The 23,598-nt window shown below is 60.9% G+C and carries 14 protein-coding genes; 2 read left to right on the forward strand and 12 right to left on the reverse strand.

The genetic code is table 11. The annotated features are described in order from the left end of the window. Nucleotides 1-69 precede the first annotated feature (69 nt). The 9 genes from QRN20_RS01935 to QRN20_RS01975 all read right to left on the reverse strand — a co-directional run bounded on the left by QRN20_RS01935 (nucleotide 70) and on the right by QRN20_RS01975 (nucleotide 10,933). A complete protein-coding gene (locus QRN20_RS01935) occupies nucleotides 70-1,452 on the reverse strand; it encodes a diaminobutyrate--2-oxoglutarate transaminase (protein WP_122605381.1) in 1,383 nt (460 codons plus the stop codon). 347 nt (nucleotides 1,453-1,799) lie between these two features. After that, nucleotides 1,800-4,202 carry a TonB-dependent receptor gene (locus QRN20_RS01940; protein ID WP_029242682.1) on the reverse strand — a complete coding sequence of 801 codons (2,403 nt, stop codon included), beginning with the start codon at nucleotides 4,200-4,202 and terminating at the stop codon, nucleotides 1,800-1,802. A gap of 71 nt (nucleotides 4,203-4,273) precedes the next feature. Then, a complete protein-coding gene (locus QRN20_RS01945) occupies nucleotides 4,274-5,239 on the reverse strand; it encodes a FecR domain-containing protein (RefSeq protein ID WP_029242683.1) in 966 nt (321 codons plus the stop codon). Beyond that, nucleotides 5,236-5,745 (reverse strand): sigma-70 family RNA polymerase sigma factor, encoded by a 510-nt coding sequence (locus QRN20_RS01950; protein WP_004882203.1) that lies wholly within the window; start codon nucleotides 5,743-5,745, stop codon nucleotides 5,236-5,238. Before QRN20_RS01950 ends, QRN20_RS01945 begins: the two co-directional genes overlap by 4 nt. A gap of 180 nt (nucleotides 5,746-5,925) precedes the next feature. Beyond that, the gene (locus QRN20_RS01955) at nucleotides 5,926-6,639 is read right to left on the reverse strand and encodes an ABC transporter ATP-binding protein (RefSeq protein WP_285359955.1); all 714 of its coding nucleotides are present in this window, start codon (nucleotides 6,637-6,639) and stop codon (nucleotides 5,926-5,928) included. Then, entirely contained in the window at nucleotides 6,636-7,484 is an 849-nt protein-coding gene (locus tag QRN20_RS01960; protein ID WP_285359956.1) for an ABC transporter ATP-binding protein, read from the reverse strand. Before QRN20_RS01960 ends, QRN20_RS01955 begins: the two co-directional genes overlap by 4 nt. After that, nucleotides 7,474-8,328 (reverse strand): ABC transporter permease, encoded by an 855-nt coding sequence (locus tag QRN20_RS01965; RefSeq protein ID WP_058432854.1) that lies wholly within the window; start codon nucleotides 8,326-8,328, stop codon nucleotides 7,474-7,476. Before QRN20_RS01965 ends, QRN20_RS01960 begins: the two co-directional genes overlap by 11 nt. Further along, nucleotides 8,325-9,335: an ABC transporter permease gene (locus QRN20_RS01970; protein WP_122586053.1), complete on the reverse strand. Its 1,011-nt coding sequence runs from the start codon at nucleotides 9,333-9,335 to the stop codon at nucleotides 8,325-8,327. Before QRN20_RS01970 ends, QRN20_RS01965 begins: the two co-directional genes overlap by 4 nt. Nucleotides 9,336-9,355: 20 nt before the next feature. Beyond that, nucleotides 9,356-10,933, reverse strand: a complete 1,578-nt coding sequence (locus QRN20_RS01975; protein WP_122414714.1) for an ABC transporter substrate-binding protein — start codon at nucleotides 10,931-10,933, stop codon at nucleotides 9,356-9,358. Between the two features lie 265 nt (nucleotides 10,934-11,198). Here QRN20_RS01975 and metE point away from each other — a divergent pair, with 265 nt between their 5' ends. Together metE and QRN20_RS01985 are read left to right on the forward strand one after the other, a co-directional pair. After that, nucleotides 11,199-13,508: a 5-methyltetrahydropteroyltriglutamate--homocysteine S-methyltransferase gene (metE, locus tag QRN20_RS01980; RefSeq protein WP_285359957.1), complete on the forward strand. Its 2,310-nt coding sequence runs from the start codon at nucleotides 11,199-11,201 to the stop codon at nucleotides 13,506-13,508. A gap of 326 nt (nucleotides 13,509-13,834) precedes the next feature. Further along, nucleotides 13,835-14,545 (forward strand): helix-turn-helix transcriptional regulator, encoded by a 711-nt coding sequence (locus QRN20_RS01985; RefSeq protein ID WP_029242690.1) that lies wholly within the window; start codon nucleotides 13,835-13,837, stop codon nucleotides 14,543-14,545. On the opposite strand, the gene QRN20_RS01990 is transcribed toward QRN20_RS01985, so the two are convergent. From QRN20_RS01990 to QRN20_RS02000, 3 genes are all read right to left on the reverse strand, one after another. Continuing rightward, entirely contained in the window at nucleotides 14,520-16,529 is a 2,010-nt protein-coding gene (locus QRN20_RS01990) for a MacB family efflux pump subunit (protein ID WP_285359958.1), read from the reverse strand. The genes QRN20_RS01985 and QRN20_RS01990 overlap by 26 nt on opposite strands. 1 nt (nucleotide 16,530) lies before the next feature. Further along, nucleotides 16,531-17,682, reverse strand: coding sequence for a macrolide transporter subunit MacA (gene macA / locus QRN20_RS01995; RefSeq protein ID WP_096766951.1), 1,152 nt, complete (start codon nucleotides 17,680-17,682; stop codon nucleotides 16,531-16,533). Between the two features lie 118 nt (nucleotides 17,683-17,800). Continuing rightward, the coding region (locus QRN20_RS02000; RefSeq protein ID WP_285359959.1) for a non-ribosomal peptide synthetase at nucleotides 17,801-23,598 on the reverse strand (5,798 nt) is incomplete at its 5' end.

Below are 23,598 nucleotides of genomic sequence, written 5' to 3' on the forward strand. Positions count from 1 at the left end.
ACGCTACGTTCGTTCGGCCCGAAGTTCTGACCGGTCCAGATTGTCTTGAATAACAATAACGTGATGAAGTTATTGAGTGCGCAACTGACTCAGCGCGGCCTTGAGTGCCTCTTCGAATCGCTGGATAACCAGTTGGCACTGTTCGTCCGTGATGATCAGCGGCGGTAACAGGCGGATCACGTTGCCATTGCGGCCACCCCGCTCCAGCAACAGTCCCTGTTTGAAACACTGCTGCTGAATGACCAACGCAAGTTCGGCGTCTATCGGAAAACTGCCGAGACGATCTGCAGGTTTGCGCTCGTCGACGATCTCGATGCCCAGCATCAGACCGCGTCCACGTACCTGCCCCATGGCCGGGTAACGTTGTTGCAAAAGTGTCAGTTGATCCTTGAGCCACTGTCCGCGTCTGGCGGCCTGACCGGCCAGGTTCTGGCGCTGCAGCACTTCCAGCGTGGCAAGACCGGTGGCCATTGCCATCTGGTTGCCGCGGAAGGTGCCGGAGTGATTGCCCGGTGCCCACGCGTCGAACTCACGCCGGATGCCCAGCACGGCAAGCGGCAGACCGCCACCGACTGCCTTGGACATGACGATGATGTCCGGTTCGATACCGGAATGCTCGAAGGCGAACATCTTGCCGGTGCGGCCAAACCCGGCCTGTACTTCGTCAAGGATCAGCAGAATCCCGTGTTTACGGGTCACTTCACGGATCTGCCGCAGCCAGCTGTCCGGCGCAGGATTGACGCCGCCTTCGCCTTGAACGGCTTCCAGAATCACCGCAGCCGGAAGCGATACGCCGCTTTCGACGTCTTCGATGAACTGGGTGAAGTAGTAGCTCAGCGCTTCGGTCCCGGCTTCGCCACCGAGGCCCAGCGGGCAGCGGTACTCGTGCGGGTACGGCAGAAATTGCACGCCGGGCATCAGGCTGGCGACCGCATCTTTAGGTCCGGTGTTGCCGGTCAGCGCCAGAGCGCCGTGGGTCATGCCGTGGTAAGCGCCCGAAAAGCTGATGATGTTGCTGCGTCCCGTCGCGGTTTTGGCCAGTTTGATCGAGGCTTCCACCGCATCGGCGCCGGACGGGCCGCAGAACTGCAGGCAATAGTCCCGGCCCTGCCCAGGCAGCAGACTCAGCAGCGCTTCACTGAAGGCATCCTTGACCGGCGTGGTCAGGTCCAGAGTGTGCATCGGCATTCCCGAGGTCAGGAAGCCGTCGAGGCTGGCCATGATTGCTTCATGGTTGTGCCCCAGTGCCAGCGTTCCGGCACCGGCCAGACAGTCCAGATACATGTTGCCTTCAACATCCGTTACCCAGAGCCCATGTGCCTTGGCAATCGCCAGAGGCAACTTGCGCGGGTAACTTCTTACATTGGATTCAAATCTCGCCTGCCGGGCCAGATAGTTGGCATTGGTTTTATGCGAAGACGTAGTAGACTGCAATAAGCCATCATTCAACATGGGGTAACCCTCGCTAAGTTCGGGATGCAAACTATTCTCATTTCCAGAAAACTGCAAGTCCGTTACTGAAATTTAATTCTGAATTTAATATGACAATACATGCGTGCTTGTTTAATGAGAGGCGCACAGCATTACGCCAACTAACGCTGGATATATTCAACGCGTCCGGACTCATCAACGTCGGCGTATCGGTTATTGCCTTTTTGAAGGCCGCACTTTGATTACGTTATAAGTGAACTGTTTATTTATTCAACTGGCACTTTGCATGGCGTTCTCTCTGTCAGAGTCGTTGCGCATTGAGTCGTGAAGCGCAGGCGCCCTTCCCTGGGCAGCGCATGAGTGATGGATCAGAAACCCACAGTGGCCGAGATCAGATAGGTTCGGGGTGTTGCGAGCGTCAGGCCAGGCTCGCTGTCGTCAGAGGCGCCGGCAGAGCTCCAGTAGCGCTTGTCCATGACGTTCTCGACGTTGGCCCGCAGCGTGACGGTCTTCTGATCGACCTTGAAGGCATAGCGCGCGCCGACGTCGAAGCGCTCGGACGAATCGATGTCCTTGGTATTGGCCTGATCCAGGTATTGGGAACTGGTGTAGATGCCCCGCCCGGTCAGCGTCAGGCCCTGTACGGTCGGCACGTCCCACTCGGCCCCGATATTGACGTTGTATTCGGGCGTGGCAGGCGCACGGTTGCCGTCAAATGTGCCGCCAGTGGTGTTTTTCAGTTCGCTGTCGATGTACATCACGCCGCCCAGCAGGCGGAAACCCTTGAGCGGCTCGCCGAACATGGTCAGCTCTACGCCGTTGTTCTCACGCTTGCCGTTGGGGCCGAACACGCGGGAGGCGGCATTGGTTTCGTAGGCGGGCTGTTTGATGCGGAACACGCTGCCGGTGAAGGCGAACGAACCCAGGTCATATTTGGCACCCACCTCGACCTGACGGCTGATGAAAGGCGGGAAGATCTCGTCTTCGTTGATCGAGGTCGACGGTGCGATCTTGCCCTGGCTCAGGCCTTCCATGTAGTTGGCATACACCGACAGCTCATCGGTCACCTTGTACAGAATGCCGCCCGACGGCGAGACCTTTTCCTCGTCGTACGCCGTGTCGCCCTTGACGTTGTTGGTCCAGTCATCGACCTTGACCCGCTGCCAGCGTGCGCCCAGGGTCAGCAGCAGGCGATCGTCGAAAAAGCCCAGCGTGTCGGACAGCGCCAGACCGCTGAAGCGGTTTTCGGTGTAGACCTTGTCATCCCTGCGTGTCGGGTTGGCGGGCGTCGGCGTGTCGACGGGGTTGAACAGGTTGCTCGGAGACGCCGCGTAGCGGGCACCGCCATTCTCGAAGTCCATGTAGAAGTAGCTGGCCGCCAGGTTCACTTCGTGGCTGACCGGACCGGTCTTGAACCAGTTGCGCACACCGGCCGTGGCCGTGCGTACGTTTTCGTCGCGGGTGAAGTCGCGCGGCTGAACGCTGAAGTCGCCCGCATTGTTGGTGATCGAAACCGCATGGCGCAGGAAGTCATGGTCGCTTTTGCGCGCGCCCACGCCGCCGTACAGCATCACGGAATCGTTGACGTCGTATTCGGCGTTGACCATGCCGAAGGTGTCCTCGGTGCGTGCCTTGCTCCAGGATTGCGCGTAGTTGTCCCGCACATCGTTGGCGTTCGGCACCTTGGCGTTCGGGCCAATCTGGACGCGTTCCTGTGGCGCATCGGTGTTGCGTTCGGTGTGCCCGATATCGGTCGAAAGGCGCAGACGCTCACCTCGGAAGTCCAGCCCCAGGACCGCCATCTGGCGGTCAACACTCTGGTGGTCCCAAGTGGTATCGCCGGACTGCTTGACGCCGTTGAAGCGGATACCGAACTTGTCTTCGTCGCCAAAGCGGCGGGCGATGTCCACTGCACCGCCAACCTGGCTGTCGGAGGCATAACTACCAGTGAACTCAGTGATCGGCTTGTCTGTGGCGCGCTTGGGCACCACGTTGATGCCGCCGCCGACACTGCCACGCGGCGAGATGCCGTTGGCCAGTTGGCTCGGCCCTTTGAGGATGTCCACGCGCTCGGCCATTTCCATGTCGATCGTGTAGGTCGGCAGGATGCCGTACAAGCCGTTGTAGGAAACGTCACTGTTGAACAGGCTCAGGCCGCGAATGGTGAACTGCTCGTAGCGTCCTCCCGCCGGGTTGGTCGCACGCACCGAAGGGTCGCTGGCAATCAGGTCACCCAGCGTGCGGGCCTGCTGATTCTTCACCGCTTCCTGGGTATAGGTGGTCATGCTGAACGGCGTGTCCATGAAGTCCCGCGCGCCGAGCATGCCTTGCGAGCCACGGCGGGCAACCTGACCGCCCGCATAGGCCTGACCATCCGTCGTGCCGCCGGCACCGAGAATCGAGGTGGGCGCCAGTTCCAGACTGCCGCTGCTCGGCGCCGGGATCAGCGTGTAGGCCTGCTCGCCTACCGGCATCAATTGCAGGCCCGAGCCTTGCAGCAAACGCGCGAAGCCTTCCTCGACCGCAAAGTCTCCGGACAGGCCTGCGCTGTTGCGTCCGTTCACCAGCGCAGGGTCTACCGATAGATTCACCCCGGCCAGCCCTGCGAAACGGGTCAGCGCGGCGCTCAGGCTGCCTGCCGGAACCTCGTAGGCGCGGCGGCCTGACGTTTCCGCCCAACTGTTGGAGATGAACAGCGGGCTGGAACTGAGGGTCAGCAACAGGCTGAAGTGCAAAAGCGGACGTAAACGATAAGGAGGCACTGCGGACATGTAGGGAAGCTCTCGTAGTTTTTTGTTCACTTACCTGGAATGACCAGTGAGGCGAAAAAAAGGGACAGGCTTCACGCACTATTTTTTGCAGAAAGCGTTTTGCGAGGCACCAGCGTTACCCAGTAGCGGGTCCGCATATGCACATCCACCTGCAGGCTGGCCGCCAGCAGCGAAAGAACACGGTCGGTATCGTCGAGCCGGAAACTGCCCGTAACACGCAAATTTTCAAGTTCGGGCTCCCAGCGCAGCAACCCTGGACGGTAGCGACCGAGTTCACGCAGGAAGCTGCCCAACGGCTGGTTCTGCGCGGTCAGCACGCCGTCGCGCCAGCCTGGCAACAGGGCGTCGAAGGCGCTGACCGGCCCTGCCCCGTGAGGCCGCAGACTGATCTGCTGTTGCGCAAGCAGGTCCAGTTCAGACCCTTGCAGCGGCTGCAGCCGCACACTGCCGCTGACCACTGACACACGGCAATCGTCTGCATTGAGACGCACGCAGACTTCGCTTCGACTGACGATGATCCTGCCATACGGCACTTCGATGGTGAGCGGCGTACTGCCCGACACCTTGAGCGCTATCTCGCCGCGCACCAGCGTGATTTGCCGGGTGTTCAGATCGACGTTCACCGCACTGTCGGTATTCAGTTGCAATTGGCTGCCGTCGGCCAGCGCAAGGCGCTTGTGCTCACCGATGGAGGTTTGTAGGTCGGCGCGCCAGACGTCTATCGGCAACTGCCGCCCCAGCAGCCAGACGGCCGGAACCAGTGTCGCCACCCCAAGCGCCCTTTTGAGGGCGGCGCGCCTTGCCTTGTCGGGACGGTCGAGTGTGGCCATCGCCAGATGAGATGGCAGGCCGAAAAAACGTTGACGCAACTGCTGAGCCTTTTGCCAGGCGCGCTCGTGGCTGCTGGCGCTGTCGCGCCAATACTGAAGTTTGACGTAATCCTCATCGCTGGCACCGCCAGACTCCAGCAACGCAAGCCAATGCGCCGCTGCGCGTGCGACTTCGCGATCTTCGCTGGACAGCGACTGACGAATCACCAGTCCACCAACAGACAATGTTCGTAGGCTTGGGCCATGTAACGTTTGACGGTGCGTTCGGAGACCTGCAGACGTTCGGCGATTTCGCGATAACCCAGTCCTTCCAGCTGGCTCCACAGAAACGCTCTGCGCACGACGGCGGACAGTCCATCCAGCAACTCATCCAGCGCTTGTAGGGTTTCCAATAGCAGCCAGCGCTGTTCGGGAGACGGAGCCGCTTCTTCAGGGAGCTGAGCCAGCGCTTCGAGATAAGCCTGCTCCAGACTGCGACGGGTATAGAAGTTGCTCAACAGGCGCTTGCCGACGGTCAACAGATAAGCACGAGGCTCCTGCATATCGGCGATCTGCTGGGAACTGGACAGCACGCGAAGAAACGTATCCTGGCTAAGGTCCGCAGCATCCCAGGCATTGCCCATGCGCCGTCTCAGCCAGCTTTCCAGCCAGCCATAGTGGTCGCGATACAGGGAATGTAGAGAATGGTCCGTTGACGTCGCTGCTTCGATCATGTCGAGAGGCCTTGCGCTATGGATGTGTCAAATGAGACTCATTCTAATTAGTGTTATATCCCGAGTCCACGCACTTTTTCGATTAAGCCCCCGCCGTCGCTGGGCCGAGAGACTGTCAAAACCGCGCAACGGCACGGTTTGCAACGGTTTGGCTGATGATCGAACCTTGACAGATTGTTGTTACGCTGAGCCTGCCAGCGCACACAGCTCGACGCGATCAAGCCGTTTTTCGACACGGCCCTGCTTGATCAGCAGCGCCCGGTCGCACAGATGGGCAACGGTATTGATGTCATGACTGACAAGAATCATGGTCATGCCCGTTTCCCTGCGCAGCGTCTGAAGCAGATTGAGTATTTCCGCCTGTACCGTCATGTCCAGCGCTGAAGTCGGCTCGTCCAGCAACAGTAATGCAGGATTCAACTGCAATGCCCGGACGATGGCCACGCGTTGCCGCTGGCCGCCGGACAACTGATGGGGATACCGGTCAAGAACCTCGGCGGGCAACCCGACCCGTTCCAGCGACGTGATCAGACTGGGCTCGTCGAACGGCAGCCCGTTGATCTGCCGCGGTTCGCGCAGACTGCGCCGAATCCGGTGCAGTGGATGCAGTGATGCATAAGGGTCCTGGAACACCATTTGTACCTGCTGACGCAATGCACCCTTGAACGCACGCTGTGCCGTGAGCGGCTGGCCCATCAGATTTACCCTGCCCTGCCAGTCACGGTGCAGCCCGGCGAGTACGCGCAGCAAGGTCGATTTGCCTGAGCCGGAGCCGCCGATGAGCCCGAAGCATTCGCCCGGTTCGATCCGCAACCCGTCAAGTTCCAGCGCAGTGAAATGACCGAATCCCCGTTTGAAGCTCACGGTCAGATGTTCAATATCCACCGCGTTCATGACAGTTCCTCGATCAGGCTTCGGTCCAGAGTGGGCAGTGCCTGACCATAAGTCTGTGCCGAGGGCTGACAGCTCCAGAGCGTGCGCGTGTACGGATTGCTGGACGTGGCCAGCTCAGTGGCGCGACAACGGTCGATAATCCTGCCGCGGTACATGACCAGCGCACGGTCGCAGTAACGGGCAACCAGTGGCAGATCGTGGCTGATCAGCAGCAACGCCATGCCCCGCTGCCGGACCAGCCGTAGAATCAACTCAAGCATCTGGTCACGCAGGCCGCTGTCCAGCGCAGAGGTGGGCTCGTCCGCGATGAGCAGTCTGGGATCGTTGATCAGCATCGCGGCGAGCATCACCCGCTGGCCCATACCGCCGGACAATTCATGTGGATAGCTGTGGTAAAGCGATGCGGGATCGGGCAATCCCACGGCATCAAGCATGTCCAGGACTTTCTCGCGGCGTTCGCGGCGACCCAGCCGGGTATGCAGCACCAGTGCTTCCTCGACCTGAGTGCCGATCTTCAGCACCGGGTTGAGCGAGTACCTGGGGTCCTGCAAGACCAGCGACAGCCGTGTTCCCCTCACCTGTTGCCATTGCCGGGCCGACAATCCAAGCAGATCATCGCCTGCCAGACTCAGTCGCTCGGCCGTCACCTGGCCGGGACGTGCGACCAGTCCCATCAGCGCCCGCGCAGTCAGTGATTTGCCCGAACCTGACTCACCGACCAGCGCCACGGTCTCGGTGCCGATCGTGAAGTCGATACCCTTCACCACCTCGATCAGATCCGGGCCATGGCCGGGAAAGCCGATGCGCAGGCCCTTGACGTCCAATAATGATGATTCATGCGCCATGGCGGGGATCCAGTACGTCGCGCAGGCCGTCGCCCAGCAGATTGAAAGACAGGCTCGTCAGCAGAATGGCGATGCCCGGCGCTGCTGCTACCCACCACTGATCGAAGATGACCCGGCTGCCTTCGGCAACCATCGAACCCCATTCGGCCATGGGCGGTTGGACGCCCAGTCCGAGGAACCCGAGCCCTGCGGCGGCGAGAATGATGCCGCCCAGGTTCAACGCGACCCGAACGATCACGGATGGAAGGCACAGCGGCAGCACGTGCCCGATCAGCAGGCGCATCCCTCGTATGCCTTGCAGATGGGCGGCAGCCAGATAGTCACTGTTACGCAGCACGCTGGTTTCCGCCCGGGCCTGACGCGCATACGCCGGCCAGGCCGTCAGGGACAGCGCCAATGCGCCGTTGAGCAACCCCGGCCCGAGAATCGCCACAAATGCCAGCGCCAGTACCAGTTGCGGAAAGGCCATGATCACGTCGGTCAGGCGCATCAGGATCCGCTCCGTCCAGCCGCCATAGAAACCCGCTGTCACACCAACCAGCACACCAATCGGCAGGGTCAGCAGCAAGACCAGCGACACCAGCAGCAATGTGGGGCGCGTGCCATGCAGCAAGCGGGTAAACAGGTCCCGGCCAAACGCGTCGGTGCCCAGCCAGTGAATGGCCGAGGGTGGCAACAGGCGTTCCTGAATATTTTGCGCGTTCGGATCAAAGCCACTCAGCAGTGGGGCGAACACCGCGACCGCTATCAGCAAGGCAATGATCGATACGCCGATGGTCAGTGCCGGTGAGCGACGCCAGATGCTTGAAGCCGAAAGGCCTTCGAAGGCTACAGAAAGGTTCATGACAGACCTCGCGTGCGTGGGTCGATCATGCCCGCCAGCACATCGGCCAAGCCGTTGATCACCACAAAGCAGAGACCGATCACCAGCGTACTGCCCAGAATCGCAGGCACGTCACCTGCGAACAAAGCGGTCGTCAGGTAACGTCCGATTCCCGGCCAGGCGAATACCGTCTCGGTGAGAATGGAGCCTTCCAGCAGGCTCGCATAGGACAGCGCAACGACTACCACCAGAGTACCGGAGACATTGGGCAGCGCGTGACGCAACAACACTCGCCCACGCCCTGCGCCTTTGGCCAGTGCGGTGACCACGTATTCCTTGCCCATTTCGCCCAGCAACGCCGAGCGAGTCATTCGGCAGATCCCGGCCATGGCATGAAAGGCCAGTACCAGCACGGGCAACACCAGATGAGCAAACGCGTTGGCGAATGCGCCGGTCTCACCGGAGCGCCAGGTGTCCCAAAGCATCCAGCCGCTTGAGAGGTCGAGGGTGTACAGATACGAATCGTCGAGCCGCCCCGGCCCGCCTGCCCATTGCAGCCGGGCATAGAACAACAGGAGCATGAGCAGGCCAAGCCAGAATATCGGCACCGAATAGCCAAACAGCGAAAACAGCCTGACCGAACCATCGACCCAGCCGCCCGGTCGCCATGCGGCCAGCAGGCCCAGCGATAGCCCAAGGCTGCTACCGAGCAGGATGGCCAGAGTGGCAAGCTCCAGTGTCGCCGGTATCGCCCGGCTCAAGCCTTGCAACACCGGTTGACCAGACGTGCTGGAAACGCCCAGATCGCCCTGCCTCAAGTCGTTCAAATAACGCCCGAAACGTGTCGGCCATGGCTGATCCAGCCCCAGATCGCTGCGCACCTGGGCGAGCGTGGCCTCGCTGGCGCGGTCACCGGCAATTCGCAGCGCCGGATCGACCGGCGACAGCGTGGTCAACATGAAGGTAAAGAACAGCAACCCGATGAGCGTGACCGCCAGCGATAACACCCCGCCAGCCGCCACCTTGATCCTGCGCGCAGCCCCTACCCTCACTTGGACTTGCTCACCTGATCGAAGTAAGGCAGCGATGCAGTGATGTTCTGCAGCACGCCTTCAACACCATCGTGCACGGCAACCTGGTTCTGCCCTTGCAGCGCGACCACGTAGGGTGAGCTGTCCTGCACGGTCTTCTGCAGATGCGTATACAGCGCCACACGTTTTTGCGGGTCGCGTTCGGCTGCGGCAGCGCGGGTTTCCTGACTCAATTGCGGGATATCCCACTGGGTACGCCAGGCCAGGGTCTTGGGGCCGTTGGCGACGTTATAGGTGAAGGTGCTGGCGTTGGAGTGTGGGTCCAGATAATCCATGCCCCAGTAGGTGAAGATCAACTGGTAGTCCCGGCTGCGCATCTTGGCCCATAACTCGCTCTCGACCAGCGGCCGCACCGAAATATCGATATCGGCCTTGGCGAAACTGGCCTGCAATGCCTGAGCAATATCGGTGTAGGGCGGCTGATTGAAGACGCTCAGTTCGACCCTGGTACCTGGCGCGATCCCGCCTGCCTTGAGAATAGCCCTGGCCTTGTCCACATCCAGCTTGAACGGCTTGTCGCTTAACGAACCTGCAACCCCGTTCGGCAGAAACGCTTGATGCACGCTGTACTGATTCTTCAGCAGGTCTTTGGAAATGCCCTGATAGTCCACCAGCCAGCGAGCCGCTTCCCAGAAAGCCGGATTCTTCAAGGCAGGCACTTGAGTGTTGCCGCTGTTGATGCCCAGGTAATAAATCATCGACGAAGGAAAGCGCTGCACGCTGACGCCTTTCTGGTTTTCCAACGCGCTGAACTGATCGGCGCCCAGATCGAATGCCAGATCGGCATCGCCCTGCACCACCAGCAGGCGACGGGTTGCCGGGTCGGTAACGTTCTTGATGACCACGGTTTTGAGTTTCGGGGCTTTGGCTGCGTGAGGGTTGGCCTGCAGCACCAATGCCTCGTGAGGAACATAAGTACGCAAGGCATAAGCGCCGGTGCCCGCGGAGTGCGCCTTCAGCCAGCCATTGCCAAAATCCGCGCCCTGCGCGTGCTTCTGGACCTCTGCCGCATCGACGATGAAACCCACAGGTGTGGCCGACAGAATGCTCAACGCAAATGAGCTACCCACTGCCGCAGACCAGGCGATTTTCACATGGTTGTCGTCGACCCGCGTCACAAAGCTGTCGACGTTCTCTGCAGTCCAGCCCAGTTCGCCCAGAATGAACGCAGGTGTCTTGTTCAACTTGACCACACGGGTCAGCGAGTAGATGACATCTTCCGGGCGCACGTCGGCGCCCGAGGAAAATCGGGCGCCTTTTCGCAGTTCGAAAACCAGGCTCTTGTCATCACTGCCCGCCTCCCAGCCTGATGCCAGCGAAGGCACCAGATCGGACGGCTTATCACGGTCCGGTTCGATCAGGCGCTGGTAAATGTTGGCCAGCGTATTGGTGGCCGTTATCTCGAAACTTTCGGCAGGGTCAAGGCTTGCGATGTCATCGATGGAACGCGCTACTACCAGCGTGTCCGGGGGCGTCAGTGCCCACGCTGAACTGCTGAGTGTGATCGCCACTGTGAGAGCTGTCAGACGCCGCATCGTGCATTCCCTTATGAAGATGAGTTATTGGGAAGCGACGATAAAGCGCATTTGGTAATAAAAAAAAGACCGTTTAGTCATTAACTTATTCCGCTTTGCACGACCTGTTTCTGACAACCCCATGACTGAAGGCAACCGAGGCAGCAGGGATTGATGACAGAACGAATATGAATACATTTCGCAATCAATAAGAAAATAATGAATTTGTTTCATTATCAAGCGATGCCGACAATGCGCGGACTTACCGCACTGGAGATGTATCGCTATGGCACTGGCTCATTCACTCGGCTTCCCCCGCATAGGCGCAGATCGGGAACTCAAGAAAGCACTGGAATCCTATTGGAAAGGCGACATCGATCAGCCTGCACTGGAAAGAGTCGGTCGTGACCTGCGTGCCCGTCATTGGGCTGTGCAGCGTGATGCGGGCATCGAGTTGCTGCCGGTAGGCGACTTTGCCTGGTACGACCAGGTGCTGAGCCATTCTCTGGCGTTCGGCGTTATTCCCAAGCGTTTCGCCTCGACGCTGGGAGAGGCTGGACTACCGACACTGGACACTCTTTTCGCCATGGCGCGTGGGGCGAGTACGGCATGTTGTGGCGAGCAGTCGAGCACGCAATATGCTCAGGAGCTGACCAAGTGGTTCGACACCAACTACCACTATCTGGTACCTGAATTCACGGCGGACCAGACCTTCCTGCTGAGCTGGACTCAGTTGTTCGATGAAGTCGATGAGGCGCTTGCGCTTGGTCATGAAATCAAGCCGGTGATCATCGGCCCACTGACGTATCTGTGGCTTGGCAAAGCCAAGGGCGATGACTTCGACAAACTGGAATTGCTGGAGCGCCTGCTGCCTGTCTACGCTGAAATCCTGAACCGACTCGCGGAAAAAGGCGTGGAATGGGTTCAGCTCGACGAGCCGATCCTCGCGCTGGACCTGCAACCCGAATGGAAAAGCGCATTCGCACTTGCTTACCACAGGCTGCAACAAGCGCCACTCAAAACCCTGGTTGCCAGCTATTTTGGCGGCCTCGAAGACAACCTCACGCTGGCGATCGATTTGCCTGTAAATGGGCTGCACATCGACCTGGTGCGCGCACCCGAACAGCTCGCCGCTGTTCTGGCGGCGTACCCTGAAGACAAGGTGCTTTCGGTCGGCGTAGTCAATGGTCGCAACGTCTGGCGCTGCGATCTGGACAAGGCGCTGGCGCACCTTCAAGCGGCGCATGAGCAACTGGACGAGCGTTTGTGGGTGTCCAGTTCGTGTTCCTTGCTGCACAGTCCGGTGGACCTGGCCAGCGAAGACACGCTAGACGCAGAACTCGAAGGCTGGCTCGCCTTTGCGGTGCAGAAATGCGCTGAGATCGCAATATTGAGCAAGGCGGTCGTCAACCCGCATGGGAATGACGTTCAGCAGGCACTACAGACCAGCCGGAGCCAGCAGGCAAGTCGCGCACACTCCAGTCGAATCCATAAACCCGAGGTGCAGGCGCGGCTGGCCACGATTGGCGCTGCCGACATTCAGCGACTTTCGCCATTCGCACAACGGATAGAACTGCAGCGGTCCCGCTTGGCGTTGCCGCTATTTCCGACTACAACCATTGGTTCTTTCCCACAGACATCGTCGATTCGACTAGCCAGACAGGCTTACAAGCAGGGCAAGATTTCGATCAGCGAATATACCGACGCCATGCACCATGAAATCCGCCATGCCGTTCAGGTGCAAGAGCGTCTGGGACTGGACGTGCTGGTGCATGGCGAGGCCGAGCGTAACGATATGGTCGAGTACTTCGCCGAGCAACTGGACGGCTACGCCTTCACCCGCTTCGGCTGGGTGCAGAGTTATGGTTCGCGCTGCGTGAAGCCTGCAATCATTTTTGGCGACCTCAGTCGGCCAAAGGCGATGACGGTCGAGTGGATCCGCTATGCGCAGGCGCAAACCGACAAAATCATGAAGGGCATGCTCACCGGGCCGGTCACCATGCTGATGTGGTCATTCGCACGCGAGGACGTGTCTCGCAAGGTTCAGGCTCAGCAACTGGCCCTGGCGATCCGCGATGAAGTGGTGGACCTGGAAGCGGCGGGTATCAAGATTGTGCAGATCGACGAAGCCGCATTTCGTGAAGGGTTGCCACTGCGGCGTGAGCAATGGGCCGAGTACTTGAACTGGGCCGTGGAAGCTTTCCGTCTGTGCGCATCGGGCGTGCGCGATGAGACGCAGATCCATACCCACATGTGCTACAGCGAGTTCAATGACGTGATTGAATCCATTGCTGCCATGGACGCCGACGTGATCACCATTGAAACCTCACGGTCGGACATGGAGTTACTGGAAGCGTTCGAAGCCTTCGATTACCCGAACGATATCGGTCCCGGCGTCTACGACATCCACTCCCCGCGCGTTCCCGAGCCCCATGAAATGGTCAACCTGCTGCGCAAAGCGGCCAAACGCGTGCCATCGGAACGTCTTTGGGTCAATCCCGATTGCGGCCTGAAAACCCGTGGCTGGCCGGAAACCGAGGCCGCTCTGGCGGGCATGGTCGCTGCAGCACGTCAGTTGCGGGCTGAGCTGGCATAGCGGCTGCGCAGACGCAGAATTATTGCGCATAGCTTGTCGGCGACAGGGTCAGCCCAGTGATGAACGTATCGCTGGAAAACCCCGGCCGCTGGCAAGCTTCCTTGCGCCGCCAGGTGTTCCCTGCACCTTCGCCCTTCGGCCTGACCAGCCACTCCGACACCCCAAGATTAACCTCCGCATTTACGGCAGATAATTTCCCTTCGCTCTAAATCGTCATCTTTCGCAGGCACGCTAGTTCAACTAAATAAAAATATTAGTTTATGTGACTGCCAAGTCGTATTAACGTCTCAAAGACGTCAGTAGTTCTGAAATCATGGATGAGCAAGATGACCCCTACACTACTTCCCCAGATCGGCAGGGCCATAGCCAGCATCGGCAGCGGCCATTTCTCGAGCATGTTTCATGAGTTGATCAACTCGCAATTGACCGTGGATGCCACCCACCTTTACTTGCTGCCAAGGCCCTGGCAAACGCCGAAAGCGCCGGTTTCCACGGTGTTCAACGAGACCGTGACTTCCCCTCGGGCAGCCTCGCGCTTCACCGATTCCATCCAGTTGAACCCGGCACAGGAATCGCCCAGCTATTGCTGCAAGATCACGGCGTTTCGCGGACGCCCGTCCAGTGATTTCTCGATGACCGAGCGACGCCGCCTGGAGGACATCTCTCCGCTGCTGTTTTCGATTCTGGAAAAGCACGTCGACGCCCTGCAACTGGCCACACTGGAGGCCGAATCGAAGAAGCCAGAGGGCCTCGAAGACCGCTTTCACGAGCGACTGCGCGAGACCGGACTGATGCTGTCAGAGCGCGAATTGCAAGTGTGCGTGGGACTGCTGACCGGCCAGACCGCCATGGAACAGGCAGAGCGTCTGGCACTCAAGGTCAGCACGGTGAGCAGCTACCAGCGTCGGGCAGCGGTCAAGCTGGGCATCAGCGGACGCAACTCGCTGATGCGCTGGATGTACGCGTCGCCCGACGAAATGCCGTCGAGCGACCGGAGCCGTACGCCGGTCTTCAATCCCGCGCCAGCGCTTCGATAGGGTCGAGCCTTGCTGCATTGCGGGCCGGTACGAAGCCGAACAACACGCCGATCAGTGTCGAACAGGCAAACGCGGTGACCACCGAGGCCATGGAAAAGACCATTTCCCACTGTTTGACGAACAGCGTGAACAGGTAGCCGATGCCATAGGACAGGCCGATGCCGATGACGCCACCGATCAGGCAGACCATGACCGCTTCCACCAGAAACTGCTGGCGGATATCCGACTGTCGGGCACCCACTGCCATGCGAATCCCGATCTCCCGGGTTCGCTCGGTGACCGACACCAGCATGATGTTCATTACCCCGATGCCTCCCACCACCAGCGAGATTACGGCGATCAACGACAGCAGCAACGTCAGTGAACGACTGGTTTTCTGCACCGTCTGCATGACGCTGTCCAGGTTGTTGGTGAAAAAGTCCTTGGTGCCGTGACGCTGCAGCATCAGCGCCTTGATTTCTTCTTCCACCACCTTGCTGGGCATGCCGTCCTTGACCCGTACGCTGATGCTGTCCAAGTGACGCTGGCCAAGCACGCGTCCGGCAGCCGTCTCGTAGGGCATCCAGATGTTGAGCGTATTGCCTGCAATGAACAGGTTCTTGTGATCGCTGGTAACGCCAATCACGGTGCACGGCAGCTTGCCGATCAGGATCACCTTTCCGAGCGGATCGACGCCGGGGCCGAACAGGCGCTGGGCGGTGTTGTGGTCCAGCACCACGACCTGCGCCTGACGCCGGGCGTCCTGATCGTCAAAGGTGATACCGGCTGCCAGTTGAATGTTGCGCACCTGGAAGTAGCGACTGCTGACGCCATTGAGCTGTGCATCGACGTCGATGTTGCGGTAGCGCACCAGCATGCTGCGCCCGACCACCGGGGTGGCGCTGTCGATGTAATACATCTGATTGAGCGCCGTGACGTCCGATGGCAGCAGCGTTTCGATGGACTTGGCCCGACTGTCGCCGAAGTTGCTGCCCGCGTAGATGTCGATGGTGTTGCTGCCAATCGACTGGATGTCCTTGAGCACGTAACGCTTGGCGCCTTCGCCGATGGCGGAGATCGAGACCACAGAAGTGATGCCGATGATGATCCCCAGCATCGTCAGCAGCGTGCGCATGCGGTGCGAAATCAGCGCAATCCAGGCCATGTTGAACGCTTCGCGAAACAGGCCGAAGCTGGCGATCATGCGGCGCCTGGCGGTGGTCGGTGGCTGCAGCGCAGGCGCGGGTTCGACCACCGGCTGCACACGTGGCGAGGTGCGCTTGTCGCTTATGATTTCACCGTCGCTGACTTCGATGACCCGCTCGGCATTGGCCGCGACTTTCGGGTCGTGGGTCACGAGGATGACCGTGTGCCCCATTGCATGGAGTTCCAGCAGGATACGCATGACCTCCTTACCGCTGGTGGTGTCCAGTGCGCCGGTCGGTTCGTCGGCAAGAATCACCTCGCCGCCGTTCATCAATGCCCGGGCGATACTGACCCGCTGCTGTTGCCCGCCTGACATCTGACTCGGGCGGTGCTCGAGATGCCCGCCCAGCCCGAGGCGCGTCAGCAGTTCCTGGGCACGATGGTGACGCCCGGCCTGCGAAGTGCCCGCATAGACGGCCGGAATCTCAGTGTTGCGCACGGCATCCAGGTGCGGCAGCAGGTGGTAACGCTGAAAAATGAAGCCGAAATGATCGCGCCGCAACGCAGCCAGTGCGTCGTCATCCAGATCACGGGTCTGCTGACCGGCGACCCGGTAGATACCGCTGCTGGCGTTGTCCAGGCAACCGAGAATGTTCATCAGGGTGGACTTGCCCGAGCCGGAAGCACCGATGATCGCCACCAGTTCACCGGCGTGAATCGTCAGATTGATCTGCTTGAGGACCGTCACCTCGCGGTCTCCGGCCATGAAGCTGCGACTTACGTTCTCCAGTTGCAGCAACGGCTGCTGCGTTGCAATCGAGGCTTCGTGCAGGTCGGCGACTTCTACCTTCTGGTTCATATCAGGCCCCTGCCACAACCGCTGTCGGATCGCCTATGACCACCTGATCACCTTCAACCAGCCCATCCTTGATCTCCGCCTGCACGTTGTTGTTGATGCCGACCTGAACCTTGCGCTCCTGAGCGAAGCCCTTGGCGTCCACCACCCGCACAAAGGAAGCACCTTCGCTGGTGCGCGAGCCCAGAGCCGCAACGGGTACGGTAATCGCGTTGCGCGCCGTGCCCAGAACGATGCGCACCTGAGCGGTCATGGCGATGCGCAGGCGCTGATCCTGATTGGGCACTTCGAACAGCGCGTTGTAGAAGACCGCCGAGTTCTGCCGGGAAGCCGAGCTGCCGCTTTCGGTTTCCAGGTAATCCTGCGGCGCAGGCTCGGTGCCGCGCAGCTTGGCGTAGTAGCGCTTGTCCTCACCCAGAATCGTGAAATAGACCTCCTGCCCCGGCGTGATATGGATAACGTCCGCTTCCGACACCTGGGCCTTGATGGTCATGGTCTCCAGATCGGCCAGCTTCAACAGCACCGGCGCCAGTTGTTGAGCGATGACGGTCTGGCCTTCCTGCGTGACGATACCGACCACATCACCATCAATGGGCGCAATGATCCGCGTGTAGCCCAGATTGACCTTGGCGGTGTCGATCTGCACCTGAGCGCTTTTGATTTCAGCGTCCAGAGCCCTTACGTTGGCCTGCTGCATTTCGTAGTCGGACTCGGCGCTTTCGAAGTCCTGGCGGGATACCGACTGATCGGTCTGTAATTCCTTGTAACGGTCATACAGACGTTTGGCCTGCTTCATCTGAGCCTGAGCCGAGGCCCGCTGGGCCTTGAGTTTTTCCTCGTCCACTTCGGCCTGACGCAAGGTGTTGCGCAATACCAGCGGATCGATCTCTGCGAGCCACTGGCCTTTCTTGACCTTGTCGCCCAGCTTGACCTTGAGCGACTTCAACTGCCCCGACACCTGAGCGCCGACATCCACCTGCTTGATGCCTTCCAGCACGCCCGTGGCGAGTACGGCGTTCTCGATGTCACCACGCTCGGCCCTGGCGGTAATGTACGCGGGCGGTTTGGCCGGTGCCTCGACGGCATACAGCACGGCGCCCGCCACCAGTACCAGCGCAGTGATCAATCCCGTCTTGCGTAATTTCGACTTGTTCATAGAGGCCTGCTGATCCTTGAAGATCGCGCCCGCTCATGGGGCGACGACTGATTTACCGTTTTCCATGCGCAGCCCCGGAGCAGGCCGAATGCCTGCCGCCGGGGTTTTACTCAGGGTTTCATGAGAGCGTTTCCCGCACACTGACCGGCTGCCTGTCGTACCACCATGCCGCCAGGCTGTAGACGTCGGGCGTCTTGAGGATGCTGAAATGATCGCCAGGACCGTTCCACAGCGTCAGTTGCGGCACTACCTGCTGCCAGCCCTGAGTCATGTCGCTGTGCTCGACGCGATTGGCCGCTGCATCCAGTGCGGGATCGGTCAGCAGCACCAGACTCGCGGGGCCGGCATAGCCTATTTCCGGCCGATACAGGGTGCGCAATGCACTGGAGAACGTGCGCACGATGCCGTTCAGCGCCTGTGGCGCAATCCGTGAGGACAGCAGGCCAACGCGCACCATGGCCTCACGAAGCTGCACTGATTGAGCCGCGTCGTCAGCGTCGGCAAAGGCCTGCGTATCAAGCCCGAGGTCCTTGCCGCTGGACAATTGCAGCGCATTGATCAGCCGCTGCACCGCCGCCGTGGCGGTGTATGGCTTGCCGCAGGTCGTGGTGTTGCCGGGCGCTTCGCTGTCGATCAGGGTCAGGGAAAGCACTTCGCGCCCCTGTGCCTGCAACCTTCCCGCCATGGCATGCGCCACCCAGCCACCAAACGAATGCCCCACCAGATGCAGCGGCCCTTGCGGGTACAGGCTCTCGATTTCCCGCACATAGCTTCTGGCCGCGGCGTCGACACGGCTGTGAGGCACGTAACGGCCTTCCAGTCCGCGCGCCTGGAACCCGTAGATCGGCCAGTCAGGCCCCAGCGCTTCGGCCAGACCGATCAGGCTGGTGACACTGTCTCCCGCCCCCGGCACACAAAACAGCGGTGCACGGGTATTCTGTCCGCTCTGGATGGCCAGCAATGACTTGTAGACCTGGGACGGCTGCACAGCACCGGCCTGAGCGGCCAGTGCTGTGCCGAGTGCCTGCCCCAGCACCTGAACATGGGGCGCCTGCATCATGCTCATGTGATCGCCCGGCACGCTGACGCAATGCAGTTGCCCGGCAGGCAGCACCTCGGCCCAGCCATGGCTGGAATCCTGCCCGCTGGCGGCATCGCTCGGTGCGTTCTGTAGCTGTTCGGCGCGGAACAGATGCACCGGCAGGCTCATCGGTTCGAGCCGGTAATGGGCCAGCGCATGACCGTGAGCCAGCTCGCGCTCCAGATAATGACGCAGTTGCAGATCGCTCGCCTCGGCCAGTTCCGGATACAGCAACTGCTCATCCCGACACAGTTGCAACAGTGATTCGAATGCAGGCATGTAGGCCTGTTCCTGCAGGCTAACAAGGCGCATCAGTGGCGTGACGCCAGCCTTGCCTTGCGCCTGCCAGTACGCCGCACAATGTGCCAGCAGCTCGCGTTCAAGCAAGTGCGGACCTTCCCAGCGTGCCTTGCCCTGATCTGTCAGACGCGGCACGTAGCTGTCCAGCAGCCCGACGAAGGAGACGGTTTCATCCATGCCCAGCAGTTGCGTGGCCACTTCATAAGCCAGCACGCCGCCGAACGACCAGCCTGCCAGTCGATAAGGCCCGTGCGGCTGCACACCACGAATCCGCTCGACCAGTCCGGCTGCCAGACCTTCCAGCGTATTGAGTTGCGGTTGTCCCAGGCCGATGCCGGGCAGACCGTAGATCGCAAAATCGCCGTCCAGATGCTGCCCCAGCACCGGGAAATAGGCGTCCAGACCGGTGAAGTCGTGAATCAGGAACAGCGGTGTACCATTGCTTCCCTCGCGTACTGTGATCACCTCAGGCGTGTCGGCAGTGCCGTCAGGTCGTTGCTCAAGCTGCCCGGCCAACGCTGCAATGCTCGGGTGCTGGAACAGCTCTGCCAGACTCAGCGACAGACCGGATTTCTGCATCAGGCTGACCAGACGGATCGCCAGCAACGAGTGACCGCCCAGCTCGAAGAAGCTGTCGTGGCGGCCGACCCGTTCGACTTCCAGTACCTCGGCCCATAGCTCGGCCAGGCGTTGTTCAATCGGTGTCTCGGGTGCCTGATAGGTGGCGGTTGCCAGCGCATCCAGGCTCGGCACCGGCAGTGCCTTGCGGTCCACCTTGCCGTTCTGGGTCAGCGGCAGTGCATCCAGCGCGACATAGGCTGCTGGCACCATGTACTCGGGCAGACGCTCAGTCAGGTGCGTTCGCAACATGGTTGCGTCGAGTTGCGCATCCAGACAGGTGTAGTAAGCCACCAGTCGCAACCCGCCCTCTTCCAGCTGCCGCGCCACGACCACGGCTTCGCCGATGCCCGGGTACGATGCCAGTTGCTGCTCGATCTCGCCCAGTTCGATACGCACGCCGCGAATCTTCACCTGGTCGTCATTGCGTCCCAGGTATTCCAGCGTGCCATCGGCCAGCCAGCGAACCAGGTCACCGGAGCGATACATCCGCGCTTTGGGCTGCTCGCTGAACGGGTCATCGAGGAAGCGTTCGGCGGTCATGTCCGGGCGGTTCAGGTAACCCCGGGCCACACCGTCGCCGCCGATGTACAACTCGCCGGGCACACCCAGCGGCACCGGCTGGTAACGCGCATCCAGCACGTAGAGGCGTGCGTGGGACACCGGTTTTCCGATGTGCAGCACACCGCCCGGCGACATTTCGCCGGAACTGGCAACGACTGTGGTTTCGGTCGGCCCGTAGTTGTTGATCACCGTAAAGCCGGGGTCGCGAGGGAACTGCCGCAGGCGGTCGCCGCCGATCAGCAGCGTGCGCAACGTCGGATGACGCAGTTCGCGGCTGAACGCGTATTCGGCAACCGGCGTCGGCAGGAAGGCCACCTGCAGCGGCTGGGCAATCCACCAGTCGAGCAGCGCATCCAGTTGCTCATTGCCGATCCCGGCAGGCGGCACGTGCAGTGTTGCCCCGGCGCAGAGCGCAGGCCAGACCTCCCAGGCCATTGCGTCGAAGCCGAAACCGGCGACGCTGGCGGTATGGCTGCCAGCGTGCAGGTCGAAGGCCTGACAATGCCAGTCCACCAGGTTATTGAGGGTTCGATGCTCGACCATCACGCCTTTGGGTAACCCGGTGGAGCCCGACGTATAGATCACGTATGCCAGATGGTCGACGGTCAGGTGCACGACCTGCGGATTGTCCTCACGCATTGGCCAGTCAGCGCGGTCCAGTGTCACGACCCGCACTGCCAGCGGTGGAAGCCGCTCCAGCAGATCGGCCTGAGTCAGCACCGCTACCGGCGAGCTGTCCTGCAGCAGGTAGCCGATCCGCTCGTCCGGGTGACCCGGATCGACCGGCACATAACCGGCACCGGCCTTGAGCACAGCCAGCAACCCGACCAGTGTGTCCAGCCCGCGGCACGCCATGACCGCCACGCGGTCGTCAGGGCGGACACCCAGTCCGATCAGATGATGCGCGAGTGAGTTGGCGCGACGGTTCAATTCGCCATAGCTCAGACGCTGATCCCCCACTTGCGCGGCCACGGCATCAGGCGCATTGGCCGCCTGACGTTCGATGCGCTGATGAAGGGTGAGCTCGCTGTCAGGCTCGCTGCGTCGGGCATTGAAGCCGTCCAGCAGCTCGATGCGTTCGGCAGCGGGCAACAGATCCAGCGTGTCGAGGCTCAAGCGCGGCGTCTGCGCCAGGGTCTGAACCAGTGCTTCCACGGCGCAGACCATGTAGGCACAGATACGTCGCGCATCAATGCCTGACGAGGTGAGCGCGGTCAGGTCGAAGCCCTCGCCCAGATCATCGACGCTCAGGGTCAGCGGGTAGTTGCTGCGCTCATCGGCCTCAAGCAGTTCGATACCCTGCCAGGCTTCGCTGGCCGCAGCGTCGGCGGTTTGCGGTGCTGCACTGTGTCGGTAATTGAGCAAAGCGCTGAACAGCGGCGCACCGGCCGGCAGCGCGCTGCAACGTTGCGCGAGAGCCAGAGGCGCATGTTCGTGCGTCAACAGGCCGCTCAGGCGGCGGTGGGCCTGAAGCACGGCCTCTTGTGCGGAGTGGCCAGCGAGGTCGATGCGCAGCGGCAAGGTATTGATGAACACGCCCAGCGTGCGCTCCACACCTTCACCCCCTTGCAGTCGGCCAAGCAGAACGGTGCCGAACACCACCTTGTCGCGACCGGACAACTGTCCGAGCACCTGAGCCCAGGCCAGGTGCATTAGGCTGGCCGCACTGACGCCCAGCACACGCGCCTGATCACGCACTTTGCGACTCAAGTCAGCCGTCATCGGCTGCCTCGCTTCACCTGGCACGTCAGCGCCCGGCAACCAGCCTTGGCCATAAGGCAGGGTCGGTTCGTCCAGATCTCCCAGCTGCTCGCGGAAGAACAGCTCATGACCCTGATCACCCTGCCCCTGCAAGGTCTGGGCAATGTAATTGCGATACGGCACCGGCGCAGGCAGTTGTGCTTCCTGATCGAGCAGTATCGCCTGCAGTTCATGGCTCAGCAGCTCCAGCGCCATGTGATCCATGATCAGGTGATGGAACAGCAAAACCGCGACAATCCGTCCATTGGCAGGATCGGCAGCGTGGACCAGACGCAGCAACGGCGCCCGTTCAAGTCCAAGAGGCTCTGCGTCCGCGAGATCATCCAGCGCGACTTCGATCACGGACAGCGTGGCTTGGCGCCAGACCACCTGCACCGGCGTTTCCAGCCCTTCCCAGCACAGAGAGGTCCGCAGCACGTCGTTGCGGGCGATCACCTGCTGCAGGGCGACACAGAATGCGTCCAGACGCGAACGGTCAGCGAAGGCGAAACGGGCCTGCAACTGATAGGGATCGTCGCCGCCTGCAGACAAGTGATGGTAGAAGATACCGGCCTGCAGCGGCCCCAGCGGATAGATGTCCTGCACGTTGGCCACGCCCCCCGGAACACTGGCGACGATCAGATCGATGTCGGCCTGTTCCAGTTCCACCAACGGCAGAAGATCCGGGGTGATGCGCAGGCAACCCGGCTCGATCAGATTGGCGGGCACCTGTGTTTGCTGACTGTTGCCAATCGCAGCCGCCAATGCAGCCAGCGTCGGCTGCGCGAACAGCGTGCGAATATCCGCATCGAGCCCCTGGCGGCGCATTTGCGCGATCAGGTTCACGGCCAGCAGCGAATGCCCGCCCAATTCGAAGAAATGGTCATGACGGCCCACACGTTCGACGTGCAGCAGCGAACTCCATATCTCGGCGACGGCCGTTTCCACCGCCCCTTGGGGTGCCTCATAGTCCCGACCCGGCAGCGCTTCACGATCCGGCACCGGCAAGGCACGACGGTCGACCTTGCCGTTGGCGGTCAGCGGCCAGGCGTCCAGGCGCACGAAGGCGCTGGGCACCATGTAGCCCGGCAGTAAGGCCAGCAAGGCGGCACGCAGTTCGGACACCGGCGTCGACAGGGAACCATCGCGCTCGATGAAATACGCCGCGAGTCTTGGCTGTCCCGGCTCATCTTCACGTGCCAGAACCAGCGCTTCTTCGATACCCGGCAACTGGCTCAACTGGGCTTCGATCTCGCCCAGCTCAATGCGCACGCCACGGATCTTCACCTGATCATCGTTGCGACCCAGGTATTCCAGCGTGCCATCGGCGTTCCAGCGTGCCAGGTCACCGCTGCGGTACATACGTGCTTCGGGATTATTGTGAAACGGATCACGCAGGAAGCGCTCGGCGGTCATTTCCGGACGATTCAAGTAGCCGCGCGCCACGCTGTCACCGGCGACATACAACTCGCCCGCTACGCCCATAGGCACCAACTGCTGACGCTCGTCGAGCAGGTACACGCGGGTGTTGGCGATTGGTTTGCCGATATCGAGGCTGCCGTCGGGCAGCAACCGTCCTGAAGTGGCAACCACCGTCGCCTCGGTCGGGCCGT

Origin of the sequence: Pseudomonas sp. fls2-241-TYG-175 (assembly GCF_030209155.1) — a bacterium.
Taxonomy (GTDB): Bacteria; Pseudomonadota; Gammaproteobacteria; order Pseudomonadales; family Pseudomonadaceae; genus Aquipseudomonas; species Aquipseudomonas viridiflava.

Coding starts and splice junctions, on each gene's coding strand:
- QRN20_RS01965 (WP_058432854.1), bottom strand. CDS start 8,328: ATGAACCTTTCTGTAGCCTTCGAAGGCCTTTCGGCTTCAAGCATCTGG.
- QRN20_RS01950 (WP_004882203.1), bottom strand. CDS start 5,745: ATGATCGAAGCAGCGACGTCAACGGACCATTCTCTACATTCCCTGTAT.
- QRN20_RS01985 (WP_029242690.1), top strand. CDS start 13,835: ATGACCCCTACACTACTTCCCCAGATCGGCAGGGCCATAGCCAGCATC.
- QRN20_RS01955 (WP_285359955.1), bottom strand. CDS start 6,639: ATGAACGCGGTGGATATTGAACATCTGACCGTGAGCTTCAAACGGGGA.
- QRN20_RS01935 (WP_122605381.1), bottom strand. CDS start 1,452: ATGTTGAATGATGGCTTATTGCAGTCTACTACGTCTTCGCATAAAACC.
- macA (WP_096766951.1), bottom strand. CDS start 17,682: ATGAACAAGTCGAAATTACGCAAGACGGGATTGATCACTGCGCTGGTA.
- QRN20_RS01940 (WP_029242682.1), bottom strand. CDS start 4,202: ATGTCCGCAGTGCCTCCTTATCGTTTACGTCCGCTTTTGCACTTCAGC.
- metE (WP_285359957.1), top strand. CDS start 11,199: ATGGCACTGGCTCATTCACTCGGCTTCCCCCGCATAGGCGCAGATCGG.
- QRN20_RS01975 (WP_122414714.1), bottom strand. CDS start 10,933: ATGCGGCGTCTGACAGCTCTCACAGTGGCGATCACACTCAGCAGTTCA.
- QRN20_RS01960 (WP_285359956.1), bottom strand. CDS start 7,484: ATGGCGCATGAATCATCATTATTGGACGTCAAGGGCCTGCGCATCGGC.
- QRN20_RS01990 (WP_285359958.1), bottom strand. CDS start 16,529: ATGAACCAGAAGGTAGAAGTCGCCGACCTGCACGAAGCCTCGATTGCA.